Origin of the sequence: Cytobacillus sp. FSL M8-0252, from assembly GCF_038007345.1 — a bacterium.
Lineage (GTDB): Bacteria > Bacillota > Bacilli > Bacillales > Cytobacillaceae > Cytobacillus > Cytobacillus kochii.
In genome coordinates, this window is record NZ_JBBOWZ010000001.1 from 2,182,317 (window position 1) to 2,203,937 (window position 21,621).

Here is a 21,621-nt window from a genome sequence, read left to right on the forward strand (position 1 = left end):
AATCACTAATGGAATTAATAGATACGATACTAGAAAAGAAAAATGGCGTAGCGAAAATAACTATTAACCGACCAGAAGTTTATAATGCCTTTCGAGCACAAACGATTAAAGAATTAATTTGGTGTTTTCGTGAAGCTTGGGATGATAACACTGTTGGTGTGGTGATTTTAACAGGTACAGGAGAAAAAGCATTCTGTACAGGTGGCGATCAAAAACAAAAAGATGGAGAAAGTGGTTATGATGGTAAAGGTGGTCTAGGAAATGGAATTGGCCTTGAAATAGAGAATCTCCATCAAACGATAAGAAACATCCCTAAGCCAGTTATTGCTGCTGTTAATGGCTATGCAATCGGTGGGGGCCACGTATTACATGTAGTTTGTGATTTAACAATTGCTGCTGATACCGCAAAGTTTGGGCAATCAGGGCCAAAGGTTGGGAGCTTTGATGCAGGATATGGATCTGCCTATTTAGCAAGAATCGTTGGTGAGAAGAGAGCAAGAGAAATTTGGTACTTATGTGAACAATATAGCGCTGATGAATGTAAAGAAATGGGACTAGTGAATAAAGTTGTACCATTACATGAATTACAGCAGGCGTCAGAAGACTGGGCACAAAAAATACTGCAAAAAAGTCCAACAGCAATTAAAATGTTGAAACTGTCCTTCAATGCAGATAGTGCAAATATCCAAGGGATTACGCAGTTGTCAATGGCAAATTTAGCATTATTCTATCAATCTAATGAATCAGCGGAAGGAAAAAATGCTTTCCTAGAAAAACGCCCAGTAGATTTTTCTACGTTTAGAAGTTAAATGAAAGATGAAGGAGTGTTTATTGTGGAACAATTAGATGGATTAACATCATATTCTTCACAATGGCTCAATAAAACGATGATTGATTACTTAGATGAAGCAATCACACGTACACCAAATAAAACAGCGATTATCGATAGTAAAAGTCGATACACATACAAAATGTTAGGTTCAATGGTCGATCGCGTCGCACTAGGTTTATTGGACTTAGGTATAAAAAAAGGCGATGTCATTTCTATTCAGCTTCCGAATTGGAATGAGTTTGTTATTCTACATTATGCTGCTTCAAAAATTGGGGCGATTACGAACCCTCTTGTACCTATTTACCGAGAAAGAGAACTTACTTATATGGTTAAAGAGGCAGGGGCTAAATTATTAATTATTCCAGATTGTTTTAGAGGCCATGATTATATTGAAATGGTAGGAAAATGTCTAAACGAATGGCCGGAACTTGAGAATATTGTTGTTGTAGGAAATTCGTTACCAATACCGGAAAAAATGAAATCGTTTGCATCAATAGTCACTTCTATAGACATACTTCAAAAGCGTAGAGATGAGCTAAATATAGAAATAGATCCTAATGAAGTGACTGAGATTATCTTTACATCAGGTACAACAGGTCTTCCTAAAGGTGTCATGCATACTCATAATACTTTATGTATTACTTCCCATTATTGGATTGATCATTTGCAATTAACGAATGAAGATGTGTTATTTATGGCTTCAACTTTTGCCCATCAAACTGGGTTTGCATACGGCGTAAGGTTACCAACACAATATGGTGGTACAGCCGTCTACCAAGATACTTGGAATCCAGATTCATTCTTAAAGCTTATAGAAACAGAGAAAGTGACTTTTACGGCTGGAGCTACACCTTTTCTAAAAGACACAATCGCAGCGGCTAAAAAAAGCACAGCAGATATTAGTAGTTTGAAGTATTTTATTGCTTTAGGCGCCCCTATTCCGAGAAACTTAGTCAAGCAAGCAGAAAAGGTTGTATCATTCAAAATATTGGCCGGTTGGGGGCAAACAGAAAATGGGTTAGTTACCTTAACAAAGAGAACTGATTCCATTCAAAAATTGACAGAAACAGATGGTGTTGCTTTCACTGGCATGGAAGTAAATGTTGTCAATCAAGAAGGGGAGACTTGCCAGGCGGGAGAAGAAGGTAATATTTATTGCCGTGGACCGGCTTTATTTCGCGGTTATTATAAACAAATAGAGAAAACGCAGTCTGAATTCGATCGAGATTGGTTTATTACTGGTGATAGAGGCGTGTTGGATGAGGATGGTTATTTAAGAATTACTGGTAGAAACAAAGATATTATTATTCGAGGTGGGGAAAATATCCCCGTATCTTATATTGAAAATGTCCTATATGAGTATGAGTTGATCAATGATGTGCAGGTTGTGGCAATGCCAGATGAACGATTGCAAGAAAAAGCATGCGTATTTATTCAATTGAAACAAGGGGCTACTACGCTTACTTTAGCTATGTTACAACAGTTTTTACTGGAAAAAGGGGTAGCGAAACAATATTGGCCCGAACATTTTGTCCTTCTAGAGGAATTTCCACGAACAGCAAGTGGGAAAATCCAGAAGTTTAAATTAAGAGAATCGTTACTAAAGAATTGAATGTAACTTAAGTAAAAAGGAGTGTTTGAATAATGAGTAAAATTGCCTATATTACCGGTGGCGGTAGGGGGATGGGAAGAGCAATTTGTTTAGCTGTTGCAAATAATTATCAAGTGGTTGCCAGTGATATCAATATAAATAATGCGAAAGAAACTATTGAACTTGTGAAAGAAATAGGCGGAGAGGGGTTTGCTGTACATTGTGATGTTACGAGTTTAGAAAGTGTAGAACGATCAGTAAAGGAAGTGCAGCAGAAGTATGGGAGTATTGATTTACTTGTAAATAATGCGGGATGGGATAAAATTGAACCATTTTTACAAAGTGAACCCGATACTTGGAGAAAGGTAATAGACATTAATTTAATGGGTCAAGTACACACATGTAAAATGATCCTGCCATTAATGATAGAAAATGGGAAAGGAAAGGTAGTCAACATTGCTTCAGATTCTGGGAGAGTAGGTTCAAGTGGAGAAGGAGTTTACTCTGCTGCTAAAGGTGGTGTAATTGCATTTACAAAGACGATTGCAAGAGAAATGGCCAGATATCAGATTAATGTGAACTGCATTGCGCCAGGTCCAGCCGATACGCCACTTTTCCAGGAGATAGGATCTTATAATAAAGGGATTGCTGCTGCACTAGAGAAAGCCATTCCATTCCGAAAATTAGCCCAACCAGAGGATATTGCTGGTGCAGTCGCTTTTTTTGCTTCGAAGGAAGCGGATTATATTACCGGGCAAACACTTTCTGTTAATGGCGGTTTAACAATGTGTTAAACAAGATAAAAAAAAGGATAACCTTTTTCCTAAGATCTTAAGGATAGAAAATAAGTATAAGAGCATACAAACAAGCCGAAACCTTATTCGGCTTGTTTGTGTTTGTGCTTGAATAGGCAGTAATATATTGTTACTCATCTATGTCATATGAATGTTTCTCGTCAATGGTTCCATCTTTTTTATATATTACAAGATGTGTTTTTTTATTTTGAGCGATTTCCTTTGCTCTTTTGACTGCTTCTGCCTTCGTAGGAAGGATCTCAGATGGTTTTTTTCCATGATCAGTTGTAATTGCCCAACCATCATCGTGTGGTAGTACATGTTGTCCTTCTTGAACTCGTTTACTCTTTTCTTTATCCCCTTTTCCTTCGGGTTGTAACTCACTGTCAGTTGCTTGAATCATTTGGTTTCGTTCTTTCGTTGTTGCATCGCTATACCATTTTTTACTTTGTTCAATGGCAATTGGGATAGCACGACTTTCATTATAGCCATCACGAATAAGACTGTTAGCTATTTCAATGGCTTTTTTCTTCATCGCTGTTTCTAAGTTTTTGAATGAATCTGGAAAATCTGTCGTATGCCAGGGCATGTTCTCCACCTCCTAGTTTATTATTAAATTCATACCCTAGTTTGATAAAGATTACTCATAAAAAAAAGTAAGAGTAGTACATAACAATAGTGAAATATCTAAAAATTTAGAATAATGATTGACAAATGATGGGTATCTATTTAAAATTAAAACAATGTTTTGTTATAGAAACATAATGAAGAGGAGGAGTAAAATGCCTACCATAAGAGTAAGTAAAGAAATGAAGATTCATTACAGAGTGAAAGGTGAGGGAAAGCCGCTTATTATTTTACACGGGTTAGGTAATAATTCTCAGTCGTGGACAAAACAATTGGATGATTTATCAAAAGACTTTCAAGTATTCGTTTGGGATGCACCAGGTTATGGTCATAGTAGTGATCCGGAGGAAGAGTTTACAAGTTTCCGGCAATTTGCTGATATACTAAAGCAATTTGTCGATGCCCTAGAATTACAAAAATTTTACTTACTTGGTCATTCAATGGGTTCTGCTATTGCTATAGATTTTACCTATCGATTCAAAGATCGAGTTGAATTACTTATTATTGCTGATCCAACACGAGGGGCTGCTGGGAATAGTGAAGAAGAGAACAGGAAAAAGTTAACTAGAAGAGTTTATAATGTGACAAATCTAACAGGAGAAGAACTAGCAAAACAAAGAGTAAGAGAATTGTTAGCGCCAGAGGCAAATCTGGAGGTTGTGAAAGAAGCAGAAAGAATTATGGCGCAAGTTCGACCGAAAGGATATATTTCGGTTGCTAACTCATTATATTCCTTGGATCACACGGACATTTATGGGAGCATAACAACGCCAACTTTAATATTATGTGGTGAATTTGATAAGGCAACTCCTGTTGAAGAGGCAAAAATATTTCATCATGCGATTGCCGAATCACAGTTGGTGATCATTCCTAATACAGGCCATCTTTGCTATCAAGAGGACCCAGCATCTTTTAATGAAGCCGTTCGGACATTTCTGCAAAATCCTGTAAATATATAAATGAAAATGATTCTTAATATCTTTTTCATCGATTTTTTGTTAAAATAGTAATATAGCATTTACTGGGAAAGTGGGGTGATGGAGTGGCTAACGGTGAAAAAGAGAGATATAATGCCAATTCATTAGTCAGAGGATTAGAAATCTTGAAATTATTCAACGGTGGACGTCCAACGATGTCTCTAGCTGAAATTGCGAAGGAACTAAATGTAAGTCGTACAGTACCATACCGTTTACTTTATACATTGCAAACGTTAGGTTACTTACATCAAGATGAACATACAAAGCGCTATAGCTTAACACCAAAAGTGCTTGAGCTTGGGTTTGCTTATTTGAATAGTTTAAACTTACCTGAAATCATTCAGCCTTATTTGGATACACTCCGTGATACAACTGGAGCGTCATGTCATTTATCGATATTAGATGATTATGAAGTCGTATACATAGGTAGTGCACCTGTTCGCGGGGTATCTGCCATAAATGTAAATATCGGTTTAAGATTGCCTGCACATGCAACAGCTAATGGCAAGCTTTTATTAGCTATGCAACCAGAAGGGAAGCTACGTGAGACAGTGTATGGATCTAACTTAAAACCGTATACAGAAAAAACGCAAACTGATTTACCTGGGTTCTTTGAAGAATTAGAAACAATCAGGAAAAACGGTTATGCAATTTCTTTAGGTGAATTCCATCAAGGAATTCAATCTGTAGCGGCGCCAATATATGATCGTAGTGGAAAAGTAGTAGCAGCCATTAATATTGTCGCCACTGATGTTACATATCAGAATGATTTTATCGAAAAAGTTGCTTTACCGAAAATCCTTGATATATCCAAACAATTATCCGGACTTATTGGAAATTGATTCACTAGAAGACACGAACTACTCATTAACAATTGTTGTACCCGAATCTAATTGATTCGGGTTTTTTTATTGGATTTACCTTTTTCTTTCACATGAAACTTACTTCTTTCCAGTTTATCTTTCTTTAGGTATGAAAGAGTAATTGTTTTTTATATATGTACAATCTTTCCCCTAGTGTTGCTCTCATAGTAATAACTCTACAAATTAATCTACTAGATTAATATATTACTTCTCATCATCAACCTCTTCATTTGTCGTTCCTTTAATTGGCAGGGACTCACTTTTTATAAATAGTTCACAATAAAAAAGGTCATTAAATTAAATAGATTCTAAAAAATATATGAAATCACCTGATAAAGTGACTAAAATTTCGAATCTTTTTGGGCTTCTTTAAAAAAATACGTATTCACTATTAAAATAAGTGAAATCAGTTGGGATGTTCAATTTTTATTATAAGTATAGTGAAAATAATTTTAATTTATAACAATCTGTATTGACAAAATTTTTTAAAAATTTTAAGATTATATAAACTTTGTTTTGTATAAAAAACAAAGTTTTAAATGGATCGAAATTTATATGGAGGTGATTTTTGTTAATTAGTGATTTTTTCCACATATGATAGGAGGGTAAAGAATGTTAACAGGAAAGAAAAGATGGTTATATATTGCTGTACCGATATTCTTCTTTTGGTTTTTTGGCCAAATTGACAAGCTTGGTATTTCTATTATTCAAACAGATGCTGATTTTCTTAGTGACTTAGGGATTGCTGGTGAAAATGCCAAGATTGGTTTCATCACTTTTATATTCACAATTGCTTATGCGGTTTCAAACCTATTTTGGGGTGTAATTATTGATAAACTAGGTGCCAGAAAAACAGCAATGTTAGGTTTGGTTGTTTGGACCATTACGATGATTACCGCTGGCTTGTCGACTACATATGAGATGTTTATCTTGTCAAGAATCGTTCTTGGGTTTGGTGAGGGAATGATGATTCCTGTATGTGGAAAATTCATTGCTAACTGGTTCCATTATAAAGAATTAGGAAAAGCACAAGCATCATGGTTATCTGGTAACTATTTAGGGCCGGCTGTTGGTGCATTAATGCTAACCGCTATCATTGCTAGTCTCCATTGGCAAGCTGCATTTTTCCTACTCGCTGCTTTTAATTTATTGCTTGTACTGCCACTTTTTTATTTTCTTACAAGAGATATACCAGAAGAGCATAAAGGGATTACACATGAGGAGCTTGCCTATATACGTGAGAAAAACCCGATTGATAAAAAAGATGGATCGAAAAATTTTGCTCAAGACTATAGGTACTGGATTGTATGGTTTGGAATGCTGATGTCTTCCTTCTTATTTTTTGGTATTAGTATATGGTTACCTACTTATTTAATCGAAGCGAAGAGTTTTTCTAGGGAAGCAATGAGTAGTATTACATCCTTATCTTGGTTATTTGCCTTAGGATTTGTCCTTATTTGTGGTTACTTATCAGATAAGACAAACCGCCCAAGCCTGATGGCGACCATTTTATTTGCATTAACAACAATCTTTTTATGTGGTGGCATTATGTCGCCTAACGCGATAGTTGCAGGTATTTGCATGGGGTTAGCTATGGGTACACAAGGTGGCGTCTTCCATCTAAGTAATTTATTTATTGTGAAATTCTCTACACCTGAAACCGCTGGTAGAGCAGCAGGTATGATGGGGTTTACTAATATTATGGGTGGTTTCGCCAGTTATATTATGGGATATTTACGAGATTTATCAAACGGAGACTTTGGGACATCAATCATTGTGTTAATTTTTGCCTCCACTTTAGGTTTTGTTGCTTATTTATTTACTCTTAAGCGGGAATCAACTGAGTTAAGGGTTGTTCATAATAACCAGTCAATAGTAGGTTAATCGTTTCATTCCAACTATTTATCTTTTTAAAATTTTCTCAAAATTTGTTGACTTTTTTGTTAACAGATTTTAAAATTGATTTATAGGAGAAACAGTGTTTCTAATATAAAACATAAAGGAGTGTTTTTGAAAATGGCATTTGATGTTAAAGAATTTGAAAAGAAGCATGTAGCAAGATTACAGGATCGTTCATTAGATTGGAATGTTCTTAAATTCCAAGAAGAAATTGACCCAAGATTTAAAAGAGCACAAATGAGATATATTGGTCGTGGAGCCACTGCAAATGCTGATTCTAATGTTATTGCAGCTGAGCACTTTACATTAAGCACAATGGTATTACCTGCAGGTTGTATTGGACCATTGCATTTACATGATGATGTTGAAGAAGTTTTCTTCATTATTAAAGGAAGTGTAAAAGCGTTGATTCAAGAAGTAGATAGTGATGAGGTTCATGAAATTCGTTTAAACGAGCGTGATTGTATCAGTTCCCCACCTGGCGTATATCGTGGGATTCATAATGATGGTGACGAAGAAGCATTAATGTTGGTTATGCTTGGTGCAGTTAAACCGAATTTGCCAACTTACGTTAAAGGGAGCGAATTAGAAGAACTTCGTCTTCAAAGAGCGAAAGAAAGAGAAGCAATTATTGCAGATAAATAATTAAGTGAGGTAAGGAAGACCAATCTCATATGGTCTATCCTTACCGATTTTTATTAACATTCTATATTCACCAATAATTTGTAACGAGCGAAACATTTACCACGAACTTTCGCTTTATTTATAGAGGAGGTTTCAAGATGATTGGTATTACCCATTTAAGACATATCAGTCTTATTACTCCGAACATTGAAGAACAAGCAGCCTTTTATGAAAAAGTTTGGGGATTAGACAAAACGGCTGAGGATGAACAAACGGTTTATTTCAGAGGAGCAGGACCTGAGAATCATATTCTTAGCTTGCACAGTGGAGATAGAAGTGCTCTTCATCATATCGCATTTGGCATGGTGGATAAGCATGCAGTTGACCGTGCTGCAGAATATTTACAAGAAAAAGGCGTACCGATTGTGCAAGCACCGGGCTATTTAGATGAGGAAGGTAAAGGTTATGGTCTCCGCTTTGCTGATCCAGAAAATCGTGTAATTGAATTATCGACGTGGGTTGAAATTCATACATCTATTTGGAATCAAAAAAATGTAGATCCAGTCAAACTTAATCATGTAGTAATGAATACCGCTGATTTACAAATGATTACAGAATTTTATACAGATATTCTTGGCTTTAAAGTGACAGACTGGAGTGAAGATAAAATGGTGTTCTTACGTTGTAATCGAAAACATCACTCCATTGCTTTTAATCAAGAGGGTCATGCATCTGTCAATCATATTGCTTACGAAGTTGATACAGTAGATGAGGTCATGCGTGGCATTGCTAATGTGCGGAAAGCTGGATTGAATGAACTATGGGGACCAGGTAGACACGGACCAGGAGATAATATCTTTTGCTATTTCAAAGACCCAGGTAATTTTGTTATGGAATACACTTGTTATCTTGAAACGATTGAGGATGAAGCAGAATGGAAAGCAAGAGTATGGAAACGTGTACCACACTTAATGGATCAATGGGGGATTGCTGGGCCACCATCCAAAGAAGCACGTGCAGCAATGGGGGGAAAACCAGATCCAGGCTGGGCAAAATTACAATCTTTGATTTAATGGCTGACTTAAGAAAGGAAGAGTGTAATGGATTTAGGATTAAATAATAAAGTAGCAATTATTATGGGGGGGACTTCAGGTGTTGGATTGAAAACGGCTGAGATGTTCCTAGCTGAAGGTGCTAAAGTTGCTATTTGTGGTAGAGATGAAACAAGAAAAAATACGGCAGAGAAATATTTAAATGATTTAGCATCTGCTGATAGCATTTTTGCCGAAACATGTGATGTAACGAATAAAGAAGATGTACAGCGTTTTGTCAAAGGTGTGGCAGAAAAATTTTCAGGTATTGATATTTTAGTCAATGCAGCAGGGCAAAGTGTAATGGGACATTTCTTTGATGTTACTGATGATCAATGGGAACAACAAATTCAATTAAAGTATTTTGCTATCATCCACGCTGTAAAAGCTGTTCATCCCTACTTAGTTAAGCGTGGCGGCGGCCGAATAATAAATATAAATGCTACGCTCGCGAAAGAACCAGAAAGGCATATGATTGCAACAGCTGCGACAAGAGCAGGATTACTTAATTTAAGTAAAACATTATCGCAAGAACTGGCGAGTGATAATATTCTTGTGAATTCTGTAAGTCTTGGCTTAATTAGAACGGATCAATGGGAGAGAAGAAGGAAGAAAAATGCCCCCGATATGGATCCAGAAAATTATTATGCAGACTTAGCGAAGAAAAGAAATATACCACTTGGTCGTGTTGGAGAAGCAGAAGAAGTAGCTAGTGTGATTTTATTTTTAGCATCCAAACATGCAAGCTATGTCGCTGGCTCAACTATTGAAACAGCAGGTGCATTAGGAAAGGCGTTATAAATACACAAAAAAGGTAGGAAGATACTATGACAGAAACAAAGCAAATGGAGACAGCGAGTGTAACAGATAACTCGGAGATGAACTTTACGGTTGCTGATGCGATTGTTCAAGAGCTTGTTAAAGCGGGCGTTACGACAGCATTTGGAATTGTAAGTATACATAATATGCCGATTTATGATGCCATTTTACGAGAAGGAAGCATCCATCTTGTATGTGCACGTGGTGAAAGTGGCGCGGTAAATATGGCCGATGGCTACGCACGTGTTACAGGAGAGTTAGGTGTTGTCATTACAAGTACAGGAACAGGCGCAGGTAATGCAGCAGGCGCACTTGTTGAGGCTTGGGCAGCAGGTGTACCACTTCTGCATCTAACTGGTGAAGTAGCATCCCCCTATTTAGGTACTGGCCGTGGCTATATTCATGAATGTAAAGATCAATTATCAATGTTAGAAGGATGTTCTAAACAAGCGATGCGCTTAAGAGTGCCACATCAAGCAAAAGCAGTGGTAAGGCAGGCTGTTGTAACTGCTCAAACTGCGCCGGCTGGTCCTGTTTCGTTAGAAATCCCCATTGATTATCAATCTGCGATTATTCCTGACCTGCATTTACAAGACTGGTCGGTAAAAACTCTGGAAGTTAACTCAAATACATATATTCCTGAAGATATTCTCTCATTGGTTGCTAAAGCGAAACGTCCTGTGATTTGGGCTGGTGGAGGTGTCATTTCAGCAAATGCATCCCAAGAGTTAACAAGATTGGCTAATCAGCTAGGAGCTGCTGTTATTACGAGCCAATCCGGAAAAGGAAGCATCCCTGAAGATCATCCTCAATGTATTGGTCATTTTGCTGCCTATCCAGACACGAAAGAAATGCTCAAGAATGCGGATTTGTTAATTAGTGTCGGTGTGAGATTTAGAGGAAATGAAACGTCAAATTGGAAGGTTGAAGTGCCGAATAATCATATTGCAATTGATGCCGATTGGCAAGGAATAAATCGAAATTACCCTTGTAGTTATGGACTTGTTGGAGACGCGAAGGATATTTTAAATCACTTTGTCACGCAATTACAGACAAAAGATGTTCAAGATAAACCATCGTATAAGGCTGAAGTAAAGCAACTACGAGAAAAATTACGAGCAAATTTACGAGCAACTTTAGGTCCATATGAACAAATAATGGACGAAATGAGAGCAGCATTACCGAAAGATACAGTGCTCGTACGAGATGTGACAGTACAAGCTAATGTATGGGGCAGCAGATTGTTCGAGATTCTTGAACCGAGAACATCTATTCATGCTTCCGGTGGTGGAATAGGTCAAGGGTTACCGACAGCGATTGGTGCTCAAATGGCTGCAAAGGATCGCAAAGTGGTTTTAATGGCTGGTGATGGGGGCTTTATGGTGAATGTTGGTGAAATGCCGACTGCTGCTGAGGAGGCTCTCCCACTTATTGTTATCTTATTTGATGATGGTGGTTATGGCGTTCTTCGTAATATCCAACAAAATGCATACGGTCGTCAAGTAGCTGTTGATCTACTAAGTCCTGATTTTGTGCAATTGGGAGAGTCTATGGGATTTGATGCGGTACGAATTCATTCAAGTGATGAATTTGCCGTAGAAATAAATAAAGCGGCAAAAAGTGTTAATCCGACAATCATCGTTGTAGATATGGAAGCTGTAGGGCCAATGGCTAAACCTTTTGAGGGACCTCCTGGTGCTGCTGATGCGTTTAAACCGAAGAAGTTATAAGTAAACATCTGAGTAAAGGAGGAAGCATAATGATTTCAACATATCCTAAAGTTTCAGGAAAATTTTTAATTGATGGTAAATGGTTGGAAGCGGAAAATAAAAAAGAAGTCATTAATCCAGCAAATACGCAAGAAGTAGTTGGAGAAGTTGCCCTTTGTACAAAGGAGCATGTAGATAAAGCGATAACATCAGCAGTGACGGCATTCGAATCTTGGTCTCAGTCAGATATTCACGAACGCGCAGAAAAAATGAAGGTAGCAGCAGGAGCGATTGAAAAAATCGTTGAAGAGAATGTGAATTTACTCGTAAGGGAAAATGGTAAAATATTAGTTGAAGCAAAGAAAGATTTACTTCGATGTGTCGACATTATGAGAGAAGCGTCCGATGAATTATTAACTTGGTGGCAACCAGAGTCATTAGATGGAAAACAAAAAGTGCAAATTCGTAGAAGGCCGAGAGGGGTAACTGCGGTAATCTCTCCATGGAATTCACCGATGATTTTAACATTTAAGCGTGTTATTCCTGCTATCTTAACAGGTAATACAGTCATCGTTAAACCAGCTACAAGTTGTCCGCTAACAATTATGACATTTCTAGAAAAAGTCGCTTCATACTTTCCAAATGGTGTATTGAATGTTGTAACAGGGTCAGGATCAGTAATAGGAGATGCACTTTGCAAAGATTCTAGTGTACGAACAGTTGCCTTTGTTGGTAGTACGGAAACGGGTAAAGAAATTATGAAAGCGTCAGCTAGCAATGTGAAAAACATCTTCATGGAATTAGGCGGGAATGATGCAGCCATCATCTTGGAAGATGCGAAACTCGATGATGAATTAATAACTAAGTTAAGATTTGGTATCTTACGAGCAGCTGGTCAAGTATGCTCAGCAGTTAAAAGGGTATATGTGCATGAATCTCGTTATGAAGAGCTTGTGGAAAAATTAAGGAAAAAGTTCCAATATATTCGGATTGGTAGTGGGATTCAACCAGATGTAGAGATGGGACCGTTAAATAATCAATCACAATATGAATATGTGAAAGGGTTAATTTCGAGAGCGAAAGATGGAGGGGCAGAAGTCCTTACAGGTGGAATCAAAATTGATCCAGAAGGTTGGAATGATGGATACTTTATTGAACCTACTATTATTACTGGTGTTAATCAAAATAGCGAAATTGTTCAAGCGGAACAATTTGGACCAGTAATTCCGATTCTCTCATTTAAGACAAATGAAGAAGCATTAAAGCTTGCAAACGATAGCCATTTTGGTTTACGTGCGTCTGTTTGGACAGAAAATGAAAAGAAAGCGATTGCGTTTGCTGATCAATTAGAAGCCGGTGCTGTATTTATCAATAACCATACTGTATTCCAGGACCTTCATTTAGATTTTCCTGGTTTAAAAGAAAGTGGTATTTCACGCGAAACGAGACACTGTAGCTTGGAATTTTTTGCAGACACTTATGGATTCGCGAATTAGAAAGTAGGGTTAAAAATGAAGCTGGGATTAATAGGTGGAGGAAATATCGGAAAATTTTTGCTACAATCTATCAATAGCGATAAATTGGTAGATGGCGCACAATTCGTTGGATTGTATACAAGAAATCAAGAGAAAGCAAATGAGCTGGCTGAAGAGTATGATTTGCGAAGCTACCAATCAATCGATGAACTGATTGCTTCAGATATAGATGTGATAGTTGAAGCAGCTACTGTAGACGTTGTTCGAGCCCATGCCACATCGGTTCTCACACATGGTAAAGATCTTGTTGTGAGCAGTGTTGGCGCATTTTCTGATAACGACTATTTTCTCCAATTAGAAACGATTTGTAAAGAACAAGGGACAACGATTCATTTACCTTCAGGTGCAGTAGGAGGCTTGGATATATTAAAAGCTGCTAAGGCTATTGGTGCTTTACAAGAAGTATCGTTAACAACAACGAAGCCACCGCATGCCTTAAACGGTGTTACTCTCGAGAATAAAACAGTCTTATTTGAAGGTAATGCCTATGAAGCGATTAAACAGTTTCCTAAGAATATTAACGTATCAATTATTCTATCATTAGCTGGACTTGGTTCAAAAGAGACAAAAGTGAAGATTATTGCTGATCCAAAAGCAACGAAAAATAGTCATGAGATTACAGCTAAAGGGGCGTTTGGAAAAGTGAAACTAGTGGTTGAAAATGATCCGATGCCAAACAACCCAAAGACAAGTTACTTAGCAGCTTTAAGTGTTCTCTCAACATTGAAACATAAGGATCAATCTATCAAAGTGGGGTAAGAATTAGTACAATAATCTTTGTGACATCGATGAATCAATTGGTAAGAAGGGGGATTATTATGATTAAAACGGCAAAAGACATAGAGGATATGACAAAATCGGAATTATTGGAACATTTGAATGATACGGTCAAACCGGAAGTAGGAGAAATACCTGCCTACGTGTTGGCTGATCCCAAAGTTTATGATCTTGAACATAAAAAAGTCTTTATGAAAACATGGATATTTATTGGTCATGAATCAGAAATACCTAATAAAAATGATTATATGCTGAGAGATTTAGCCGGATATTCAATTATTGTATCTAGAAATGCAGATAGCAGCATCAAGGCATTTTACAATATGTGTACGCATCGTGGTATGAAGTTGTGTCGTGCAGACAAAGGGAATAAATCTGCTTTTGTTTGTCCATATCATGGATTTAACTTTAAAAACAATGGTGATTTAATTGGTGTTCCACTACAAAAAAACATCTATGGTGAAGAGCTAGATAAATCTACTATGGGTTTAACAGAAGTACGAATTGAATCCTATAAAGGATTGTTATTTGGTACTTGGAATGATGAGGCAGAATCATTAGATGATTTTTTAGGAGATTTTAAATGGTATCTTGATATATTAGTAGGTCGAGCTGAAATGGAAGTTCTCGGTGCTCCGCAACGTTTCGTGATTCATTCGAATTGGAAGATTGGTGCTGATAATTTTGTTGGTGACTCCTATCATACAATGGTGACACATGGTTCAATTGCTAAATTAGGAATGGTACCCTCTGCAACGTATTCCAAAATGGGTTATCAAATTCATAGTGAAAATGGCCATGGACTAAATCTTGGTACACCAAATCCTGATTTTGCTTTTCCAGAAGAATTAATAGAAGAATATAAATCGAATTTATCGTCAGAACAGTTTGAAGTATTAAGTAACTTGAAGAATATGATCGGGAACATCTTTCCACATCTATCTTTCTTAATTTCTCATACGAAAGTAAAAGGGCAATTGATTTCCAATACCACTGTTAGGTTATGGCGACCAATCGAACACGACAAAATGGAAGTGATTGCTTGGTTTTTAGTAGAAAAAAATGCACCTGAAGATTGGAAGAGACGTTCACGTGAATCCTTTGTCCTTACATTCAGCCCATCAGGCATTTTTGAACAAGACGATACGGAAGTATTTACTGACATTACTGCCGCAGCAAAAGGCCCTATGCCAGTAATGAAAAATTTAACTTATAACTACACAATGGGACTGCATAGAAAACCAGTAGACTTTATCGGTCCTGGAGTTGCTTATGATGATAAATTCTCTGAAGCGAACCAAAGAAATTTTTATAAATACTGGTTGGAGCTAATGAATAGCTAAATTTTCTTGAAGGAAGGAGATAGATGAAATGAGTATGGAAAAAATGCTTGCAAATTATGAATTTGAACAATGGCTATATAAAGAAGCACAATTATTGGATGATATCGATTTTGATGGCTGGTTCAGTTTGATGCATCAAGATTTGAAGTATCAGATGCCAGTCCGTATAAATAAGGAAGGAACAGAGCGACCTGATTATACGACAGATATGTTTTGTTTTGATGATGATATTGACTTGCTAAAACTCAGAGTGGATCGTTTAAAAACAGATTATGCTTGGGCGGAAATTCCACCTTCTCGAACTCGACGTTTTGTCAGTAATGTAAAACTGGAAGATTATAAAGAGGAAGAATTTGCGTCAGTGAATAGTTATTTACTTCTTTATAGAAGTAGAAGTACAGATATCCATCACGATATTATTTCAGGAGAGCGTCGTGATGAATTCAAGTTCGAGAACGGCAAATGGAAGCTATCGAAACGGGTATTTATCGTGGATCAAACAACAATTAATACTCGAAATCTAGCAATCTTTATTTAATTTATTCACAAGGAAGAGAGGAGGACAACTAGAATGGCAGAGTTTAGTGGTCGCTCGCTTTATGTAACTGGTGGGGCATCAGGTATTGGGAGAGCTGTGGTGGATTCATTTCTGAATGAAGGAGCAAATGTGACGATTCTTGATCGCTCAAAAGACGGATTAGCTGCTATCAAGGCACAATATGGTGAGCAGGTGATTTGTATAGAAGGAGATGTCACTATTTTTGAAGACCACGAAAAAGCGGTATATCAAGCGGTTGAAAAATTTGGGGGACTAGATGTCTTTATTGCTAATGCAGGGGTATTCGATGGATTTGCAAAATTCGAAAATGTGACTGCTGAAGCAATGAATGATGCTTATGATTTATTAATGAACATTAATGTTAAAGGATATTTCAACGGTGCGAAAGCTTCCCTTCACGAATTGCAAAAGACAAAAGGTAATATCATTTTCACCGTTTCAGGTGCAGGATTTTACCCTGATGGTGGTGGAGTATGGTACACCGCTAGTAAACATGCGCAAATTGGTTTAATGAGACAATTAGCTTTTGAGGTTGCCCCAGACGTAAGAGTGAATGCAGTTGCCCCTGGTGGGACATTAACAGCACTTAATGTCATCCCACCTTTAAAACCATTTGTGAAAGAAATCGACAATGATACGAAAGCGAAAAGCATAAAAACGAGAAATCCATTAAGAATCGCAATGAATGCTGATGATCATGTTGGTCCATATTTATTATTAGCTTCGAGTAAATCACGCGCCATTACTGGCGAAGTCATTTCGAGTGATGGCGGCCTAGCCATCAGAGGTCTTAGTTAAGAAAGGAGATAAATGATTATGGCATCAAATACGAAAATACAGCCACTTCTTGGTAGTACAGAGGTCAATCAATTAGCATTTGTTGTCAATGATATTGAAAAAGCCTCGGCTGATTTTTCAAAACTGTTAGGTATACCTAATCCTAGCTGGTTCTTAACAGGTGATGAGGAAGTCTCTAAAGTAATATATAAAGGAAAGTCGACCGCTTCACAAAGTAAACTAGCATTCCTAAATACACCGACTGTTCAATTTGAACTCATAGAACCTAATATGGAGCCGGGAACAATGCGCGAATTTCTCAATGAAACAGAAGAAGGAATCCATCATATTGCCGTTGATGTTGATAAGATTCAAAATCATTTGCCGAACCTAGAAAAAAATGGTTATCCGCTTCTTCAATCAGGTGAGTTTACATCAAGTGATGGAAGGTACATTTATGTTGATACAACGAATGAAACGAAAACTTTGATTGAATTATTAGAAAGTGCAGAACCTAGGGATACTACATACAAAGCGGGAGAAGAAAAGCCACTTTTAGGTACAAATGTTGTGGAACAACTTGCCATTGTGGTAAAAGATTTAGATAGAGCAGCAGATAAGTTTTGCCAATTACTAGGTGTGAAAAAACCAGCAGTGATTCAATCAGGTCATAGTGACATAACAAAAGTTGTTTATAACGGTGAAGCAACGGATGCGGATAGTCGCTATATGTTCATTCGAACACCATTATTAGAAATTGAGTTAATTGAGCCTGGAAAAGCACCAAGCACATGGAAGACACATTTAGAATCATATGGAGAAGGTGTTCACCATATATCCTTTGTAGTAAAAGATATGGATGAAAAGATTACACTTTTAGAAGAAATGGGCTATCCAGTTATTCAAAGAGGTAATTTTTATAACGGAAAAGGCAGATATGCTTATATGGACACAACTTCAACTTTTAAAGTCATCATTGAGTTGTTAGAAAAATATTAAACTATATTGGGAAGCACTTTGTAAATGAAGAGGTATACAAGGTTGCTTCTCTCAATTTTTTAAGTAAATACTTATCAGGTGATTTCATGACAAAAGTTGATGTCTTTATTATCTGAATTTTCAAATAAAAAATAAGCGAGGATTATATGATGGAATTAAAGGAGAAAGCACTAGCGCTTCATCGTTTGCATAAGGGAAAACTTAGTATTACCACAAAGGTGCCAGTAAAAACGAAAGAAGATTTAAGTTTGGCGTATTCTCCAGGTGTAGCTGAACCTTGCTTAAAGATTGCCGAACATGAAGAGTCAGCCTATGAATATACGAGTAAAGGCAATATGGTCGCAGTCGTTTCAGACGGTAGTGCCGTTTTAGGCCTTGGAAACATAGGTGCTCAGGCATCTTTACCTGTAATGGAGGGAAAGGCGATTCTTTTTAAAGAGTTTGCCAATGTCGATGCAGTGCCGATCTGTCTTCAGACCAATGATGTAGATGAGATTGTCCGTACGGTGAAATTATTAGAGCCCTCATTTGGAGGGGTGAACCTTGAAGATATTTCTGCACCTAGATGTTTTGAAATTGAACAAAGATTAGTTGAAGAATGCGGAATTCCTGTCTTCCATGACGATCAACACGGTACGGCAATTGTAACAGTAGCTGGTTTAATCAACAGCTTGAAGGTTGTGGGGAAAAAGCTTGATGAAATAAAAGTAGTCGTTAATGGTGCAGGTGCAGCGGGGATTTCAATTATTAAATTATTAAGAAAATTAAATGTTAGCGAAATGATTCTTTGTGATACAAAAGGAATGATTTATAGCGGAAGAGAGGAAGGGATGAACGCGATTAAAGAAGAGGTAGCCAAAATAACAAACAGTAAGTCTCTATCGGGTACGTTAAAAGAGGCAATGAATGGGGCGGACGTGTTTATTGGAGTCTCTGCAGCAGGTGTATTATCTAAAGAAATGGTACAAACAATGAATCGTGATGCGATAATTTTTGCGATGGCTAATCCTAGTCCAGAAATTATGCCAAAGGAAGCCAAAGATGCTGGAGCAGCCATCATTGGTACCGGCCGGTCTGACTTTCCTAATCAAGTGAACAATGTATTAGCTTTTCCAGGAATTTTTAGAGGTGCATTAGATGTAGGAGCCAAAGTGATTAATGAGGAAATGAAGATTGCGGCTGCTTATGCAATAGCAGGCATGATTAACGAAGAAAAACTTACTAGAGACTATATTATCCCAGATCCATTTGATATCAATGTAGCACATAATGTGGCAAAAGCAGTTAGTGAAGCAGCCATTTCTACTGGTGTCACTAGAAATGCATATAGAGAACCAATTTTTATATAAAATAATGAATACGCCGGGGATGTTTGTCCAAACAAAATAAAGATGTGGACATACTATAATTGTGTAAGATCTCCTCCCTATTAGATCTTTTGATCTACTTTGGCCACAAGCCATTTAAACTTGTGGTCTTTTTTATGTCCAATTAGAAAAAAGATAAAAGCTACCAAACATGCCGGTAGCCTTTACTCTCACGAACACCATACCTCCTCAAATATCAGCCCTCGTTATCTGTTTTTTTATTTATCACTATCCCTTCCTTTGTTTGTTTCAAAACCTGATGACCAAAAACAGCGATCCCTGCTGCAATAATACCGTTAACAATCGCCTCTAATGAAAAACCATATCCGATGCTCCCAATACCGATAGAACAAATAAACAAAATCCAAATGATTGTCCAATCAGGGATAATAGGGGTCTGTTTGAGTGCATGTCCAATGAGCCAAAGCGCCGGTATTAATACAAAATAATTTTGGTTCAAAAATTGCACAAGGTTCATGTCACCACCTCCTTATTCCGGCTATTAAATATAGTATGAAAACCGCATAAGATTGCTTGTTCGCTTGCACTAAGTTTAGAAGCAGAAAGGTATTATTTTTTGAGAAATACTAGAAATAGTATAAACAAATCCTTATTTTTAGGTGATCTGTTCTATGTAATAGGGGTGGAACAACCTCTAAGTTCTAATAAATGAAAGCACCTTGTAAGTAGCTCAATTTTAATTTATCTGATGATAACCTGTCTCTTTTGCATATTAACTTTTATATAAGAAGTGAAAGGGGGGAGAGAATATGGCACAAACAATTTTAGTTGATTCAAAGCTTCGTTTAAGTTTTGAAACAGGTGTAAATGAAAAGGGAGAAGCGGAGTATAAGGTGAAAACTTTTAGCCATGTGATATCAGAAACTACGGCTGATCAATTATATCGATTTGCCGAGGCATATGGATCTTTAGCACAATCACCACTCGTTTCTATCCAAAGAAATGACAACCATGATATTTTACAATAATACTATTTGAAGGGAGAGAGTAAAGAATGACGAAAAAATTAGAGTTAACTTTTGGAACGGCAGATGGAAGTGTTTCGACCATTTCAGTTGATGATCCTAAAGAACCTATTGACATCGCTGAAGTCATTACTGTAATGGAAGAAATGATTGCTTCAGAAGCGGTTCAATCAACAAAAGGAAAGCTTACAAATGTTAAAGGTGCAAGACTTGTAGAAAGAACCGTTACTGATTATGAGATAGTGTAATATAAGGTTATTGTAACCAAGTTGTAATTTTAGGTGAACCTCTATCTTTTGCAAGGAAAGAGGTTCATCTTTTTATTTATCTTCTATATTCTTATTACGCAAATTTAGGAGGGAACGAATGTGAGTGAGCTTGTTAAAATGATCAGTGAAGTCGGCTTTCCTATCATTGTGACATTGTATTTACTTTACCGCATTGAGGCGAAGTTAGATGTCGTTGTTCAATCGATTCAAAGCTTGCCTGAGAAGCTAAAAGATTAAAAGCGTAATTTGTTGACAGTGATGGGGATAGATGCTAAATTTAAATTAACCGTTACTCATTAGTGGTATATGAAGAAAGCTTTTCCTTTGATTGGATAGGTCTTTGTAAGTACAATGATTAAAGGTGAATTTTTATATGGTTGTTTTTTTAACCATAAGGAGGATTTTTTGTTATGAAAAACGGTAAAGTAAAATGGTTTAACGCAGAAAAAGGTTTTGGATTTATCGAAGGCGAAGACGGAAATGATGTATTCGTACATTATTCTGCAATCCAATCTGAAGGATTCAAATCACTAGATGAAGGTCAAGAAGTTTCTTTCGAAGTTGTTGAAGGTGCTCGTGGACCTCAAGCGGCTAACGTTAATAAAATATAATTCGATGATAAACAGTCTAACATTTGTTAGGCTGTTTTTATATATATAAATAATAGTTGATCTTTTCACTTAATGAGATGCTGAGCCCACTTACGAAACATCTCATCAAAATCAGTCATATTAAAAGTAATAGGAGGAAAGATGCTTCAATATATTTTAAAAAACATTTGTAAAGTATTACCTGCTGACTTCGTACTTGCCCACTTTCATTAATAATCTCTTGAGTCACATGCTTGCAAGGTTTTGCCCTCATATCATCATTGCTTCTTCATTTGGAATCTTTCATATGTATAACAATTGGTTGATTTTGACGTACACGGTTCATTTTTTGCACTCGGTAGGAGTAATCATCGAGATGATTACTCAATCACTATGATGAACCAATAATCATCCCCGTTCACTCCCTAACAAGCAGTACACCTTTTATATGATAATCTGATGATCCTTCCAATCATTGCGTTATTGTCCGTTCTAGCCCATCTTTTTCCTTAATAAATTGTTATGCTCACTCCTTTATTTGTTTTTATTTAAAAATATTCAAAAAAATGAAATGGAATATATTAATCTTTGTA

The 21,621-nt window shown here is 36.8% G+C and carries 23 protein-coding genes; 21 read left to right on the top strand and 2 right to left on the bottom strand.

All coding sequences use genetic code 11. From position 1 onward, the window contains the following. Positions 1-8: 8 nt before the first annotated feature. From menB to MKX83_RS11195, 3 genes are read left to right on the top strand one after another with little or no spacing between them, the layout of a single operon-like run. Positions 9-809 carry a 1,4-dihydroxy-2-naphthoyl-CoA synthase gene (menB, locus tag MKX83_RS11185; protein ID WP_095373464.1) on the top strand — a complete coding sequence of 267 codons (801 nt, stop codon included), beginning with the start codon at positions 9-11 and terminating at the stop codon, positions 807-809. 24 nt (positions 810-833) lie between these two features. Then, positions 834-2,444: an AMP-binding protein gene (locus tag MKX83_RS11190; protein WP_341055338.1), complete on the top strand. Its 1,611-nt coding sequence runs from the start codon at positions 834-836 to the stop codon at positions 2,442-2,444. A gap of 32 nt (positions 2,445-2,476) precedes the next feature. Beyond that, on the top strand, positions 2,477-3,217 hold the full coding sequence (locus tag MKX83_RS11195; RefSeq protein ID WP_095373462.1) for an SDR family NAD(P)-dependent oxidoreductase: 741 nt from the start codon (positions 2,477-2,479) through the stop codon (positions 3,215-3,217). Between the two features lie 130 nt (positions 3,218-3,347). Here MKX83_RS11195 and MKX83_RS11200 read toward each other — a convergent pair whose 3' ends face one another. Beyond that, positions 3,348-3,806: a DUF2188 domain-containing protein gene (locus MKX83_RS11200; RefSeq protein WP_341055343.1), complete on the bottom strand. Its 459-nt coding sequence runs from the start codon at positions 3,804-3,806 to the stop codon at positions 3,348-3,350. 193 nt (positions 3,807-3,999) lie between these two features. Here MKX83_RS11200 and MKX83_RS11205 point away from each other — a divergent pair, with 193 nt between their 5' ends. The 14 genes from MKX83_RS11205 to MKX83_RS11270 all read left to right on the top strand — a co-directional run bounded on the left by MKX83_RS11205 (position 4,000) and on the right by MKX83_RS11270 (position 19,165). Continuing rightward, positions 4,000-4,803, top strand: a complete 804-nt coding sequence (locus MKX83_RS11205) for an alpha/beta fold hydrolase (RefSeq protein ID WP_341055347.1) — start codon at positions 4,000-4,002, stop codon at positions 4,801-4,803. Positions 4,804-4,886: 83 nt separating this feature from the next. Further along, positions 4,887-5,663, top strand: coding sequence for an IclR family transcriptional regulator (locus MKX83_RS11210; protein ID WP_095373459.1), 777 nt, complete (start codon positions 4,887-4,889; stop codon positions 5,661-5,663). A gap of 633 nt (positions 5,664-6,296) precedes the next feature. Then, positions 6,297-7,568, top strand: coding sequence for an MFS transporter (locus tag MKX83_RS11215; protein ID WP_095373458.1), 1,272 nt, complete (start codon positions 6,297-6,299; stop codon positions 7,566-7,568). A 132-nt stretch (positions 7,569-7,700) separates the two neighbouring features. Further along, complete coding sequence (locus MKX83_RS11220) at positions 7,701-8,228, top strand: cupin domain-containing protein (protein ID WP_095373457.1); 528 nt, start codon at positions 7,701-7,703, stop codon at positions 8,226-8,228. Positions 8,229-8,365: 137 nt separating this feature from the next. Beyond that, positions 8,366-9,280 (top strand): VOC family protein, encoded by a 915-nt coding sequence (locus MKX83_RS11225; protein WP_307314255.1) that lies wholly within the window; start codon positions 8,366-8,368, stop codon positions 9,278-9,280. 27 nt (positions 9,281-9,307) lie between these two features. After that, complete coding sequence (locus MKX83_RS11230) at positions 9,308-10,099, top strand: SDR family oxidoreductase (protein ID WP_307314253.1); 792 nt, start codon at positions 9,308-9,310, stop codon at positions 10,097-10,099. A gap of 26 nt (positions 10,100-10,125) precedes the next feature. Next, on the top strand, positions 10,126-11,847 hold the full coding sequence (locus tag MKX83_RS11235; RefSeq protein WP_341055352.1) for a thiamine pyrophosphate-binding protein: 1,722 nt from the start codon (positions 10,126-10,128) through the stop codon (positions 11,845-11,847). Between the two features lie 29 nt (positions 11,848-11,876). Then, positions 11,877-13,322: an aldehyde dehydrogenase family protein gene (locus tag MKX83_RS11240; protein WP_307314250.1), complete on the top strand. Its 1,446-nt coding sequence runs from the start codon at positions 11,877-11,879 to the stop codon at positions 13,320-13,322. A gap of 15 nt (positions 13,323-13,337) precedes the next feature. Next, a complete protein-coding gene (locus MKX83_RS11245; protein ID WP_095373452.1) occupies positions 13,338-14,120 on the top strand; it encodes an aspartate dehydrogenase in 783 nt (260 codons plus the stop codon). A gap of 59 nt (positions 14,121-14,179) precedes the next feature. Further along, complete coding sequence (locus MKX83_RS11250; protein WP_341055355.1) at positions 14,180-15,481, top strand: aromatic ring-hydroxylating dioxygenase subunit alpha; 1,302 nt, start codon at positions 14,180-14,182, stop codon at positions 15,479-15,481. Positions 15,482-15,509: 28 nt separating this feature from the next. Beyond that, positions 15,510-16,019 (top strand): aromatic-ring-hydroxylating dioxygenase subunit beta, encoded by a 510-nt coding sequence (locus tag MKX83_RS11255; protein ID WP_095373450.1) that lies wholly within the window; start codon positions 15,510-15,512, stop codon positions 16,017-16,019. 33 nt (positions 16,020-16,052) lie between these two features. Further along, positions 16,053-16,838 carry an SDR family NAD(P)-dependent oxidoreductase gene (locus tag MKX83_RS11260; protein WP_095373449.1) on the top strand — a complete coding sequence of 262 codons (786 nt, stop codon included), beginning with the start codon at positions 16,053-16,055 and terminating at the stop codon, positions 16,836-16,838. A gap of 18 nt (positions 16,839-16,856) precedes the next feature. Continuing rightward, positions 16,857-17,816 carry a VOC family protein gene (locus tag MKX83_RS11265; RefSeq protein WP_341055357.1) on the top strand — a complete coding sequence of 320 codons (960 nt, stop codon included), beginning with the start codon at positions 16,857-16,859 and terminating at the stop codon, positions 17,814-17,816. Positions 17,817-17,962: 146 nt separating this feature from the next. Continuing rightward, the gene (locus tag MKX83_RS11270; RefSeq protein ID WP_322909263.1) at positions 17,963-19,165 is read left to right on the top strand and encodes an NAD(P)-dependent malic enzyme; all 1,203 of its coding nucleotides are present in this window, start codon (positions 17,963-17,965) and stop codon (positions 19,163-19,165) included. Positions 19,166-19,379: 214 nt separating this feature from the next. On the opposite strand, the gene MKX83_RS11275 is transcribed toward MKX83_RS11270, so the two are convergent. Continuing rightward, positions 19,380-19,661 (bottom strand): phage holin family protein, encoded by a 282-nt coding sequence (locus tag MKX83_RS11275; protein WP_095373446.1) that lies wholly within the window; start codon positions 19,659-19,661, stop codon positions 19,380-19,382. 292 nt (positions 19,662-19,953) lie between these two features. On the opposite strand from MKX83_RS11275, the gene MKX83_RS11280 reads away from it, so the two are divergent. From MKX83_RS11280 to MKX83_RS11295, 4 genes are all read left to right on the top strand, one after another. After that, a complete protein-coding gene (locus MKX83_RS11280) occupies positions 19,954-20,172 on the top strand; it encodes a DUF1659 domain-containing protein (protein ID WP_095373445.1) in 219 nt (72 codons plus the stop codon). Positions 20,173-20,198: 26 nt separating this feature from the next. Then, positions 20,199-20,417, top strand: coding sequence for a DUF2922 domain-containing protein (locus MKX83_RS11285; RefSeq protein ID WP_095373444.1), 219 nt, complete (start codon positions 20,199-20,201; stop codon positions 20,415-20,417). 138 nt (positions 20,418-20,555) lie between these two features. Then, positions 20,556-20,675, top strand: coding sequence for a YvrJ family protein (locus MKX83_RS11290; RefSeq protein WP_263624176.1), 120 nt, complete (start codon positions 20,556-20,558; stop codon positions 20,673-20,675). A 173-nt stretch (positions 20,676-20,848) separates the two neighbouring features. Beyond that, positions 20,849-21,049: a cold-shock protein gene (locus MKX83_RS11295; RefSeq protein WP_095373442.1), complete on the top strand. Its 201-nt coding sequence runs from the start codon at positions 20,849-20,851 to the stop codon at positions 21,047-21,049. The last annotated feature ends 572 nt before the right edge of the window (positions 21,050-21,621 follow it).